This window comes from Sulfitobacter sp. HI0129, from assembly GCF_001635395.1.
In the GTDB taxonomy this organism is placed as follows: Bacteria; Pseudomonadota; Alphaproteobacteria; order Rhodobacterales; family Rhodobacteraceae; genus Sulfitobacter.
In genome coordinates, this window is sequence record NZ_LWGH01000779.1 from 1 (window position 1) to 1,079 (window position 1,079).

Annotated in this window: 3 protein-coding genes; all 3 read right to left on the reverse strand. The window is 55.7% G+C overall.

Annotated elements, in window-relative coordinates; translation table 11 throughout:
• Positions 1-216 (reverse strand): hypothetical protein (locus A3764_RS26095; RefSeq protein WP_082865989.1); only part of this gene is annotated, 216 nt, incomplete at its 3' end.
• A 169-nt stretch (positions 217-385) separates the two neighbouring features.
• Complete coding sequence (locus A3764_RS18995) at positions 386-643, reverse strand: helix-turn-helix domain-containing protein (protein WP_040610014.1); 258 nt, start codon at positions 641-643, stop codon at positions 386-388.
• A gap of 124 nt (positions 644-767) precedes the next feature.
• Entirely contained in the window at positions 768-1,019 is a 252-nt protein-coding gene (locus A3764_RS19000) for a hypothetical protein (RefSeq protein ID WP_036562850.1), read from the reverse strand.
• Positions 1,020-1,079: the final 60 nt, after the last annotated feature.

Genomic DNA, 1,079 nt, shown 5'->3' on the forward strand with positions numbered 1-1,079 from the left:
ACTTTTTCGAATCCGCATGAGCGCATCGAAGTCGATTTCTTGCTTCTGTTCGTCACTTATATCCGGCCGGGTTTCCGATACCGGCTGGGGCCCTTGGACGTCCCACATCACCGCATGTGAGCCTGTACTCCAGCGATAAACCCAACCAACAACACTGCACCCATCGGTCCCGATCAGATTGGCGATCGCGACGCCCTCACCCCTATCATCGTTCACTGTTTACTGACTTCCTGCACTGTGGCGCTGCGAATTGCGGCGTGGGGTTGCAGAGCGTTCACTACGACCGCGCGCCGGGCTTCTTTGATGTTGGCTAACTGGTCCTCGAGGAGGGAATGATCATCAGACCGGGAAAATGGGTTTCCGTGTTCTCAACAATTCATTGGCTTCAAATCCTGTGGTCGGGCTCCGTGGCGGCTTCAACGATCGCCAGAAGCTGGAACGGATCAAAGCCGATGGCACGCGCCAAAACGACCAGTTCGACAACGTCGACCCGGCGCTGACCGCTTTCAAGACGGGCAATAAGGGATTGGTGGCATCTGAGCCTATCCGCCAAGTCTTTCTGGCCGAGGCCCGCTTTGATGCGCGCGTCGACCAACGCCTGGCAGAGTGCCACTTGCCCTTTGCTTCTGATTGTCTTTGCCACGCGTCACATACCTTTTGTGACGTCGCTAGCGGATGAAATCTGTTATCTAAAAAGTAGATATATGAGGGTGTTATCGGCGTCTGGTTTCCATGGGCTGCAAGTCTGATGCTCCCGAGGTTGCCCATCAATCCCCTACCAATTGTAGAAATCGGCCATAGTCCTCGCTGACTTCGCGCGCTTCCTCGAAAGCGCGGGCGCGTTCACCGTCGAGGCAACGGAAGTAGCTCTGGATATCCTGAATGTAATCTTCGAAATCGCCACGGATGATGTCCGCATAGTCCCGCGCCGCCTGCGAATCGCTTGGCAGGAAGGGACGGGCCGGGGCGAAGCAGGATTCCGCCAAAACCGGCCCGGGAACGCAGATTAGAAGGACCATAGCTTGCAATGGGAGCAGGCATGTCAACCTTGGGTTTCTCAAACCTGTTATCTCCTTGAT

Coding starts and splice junctions, on each gene's coding strand:
- A3764_RS19000 (WP_036562850.1), bottom strand. CDS start 1,019: ATGGTCCTTCTAATCTGCGTTCCCGGGCCGGTTTTGGCGGAATCCTGC.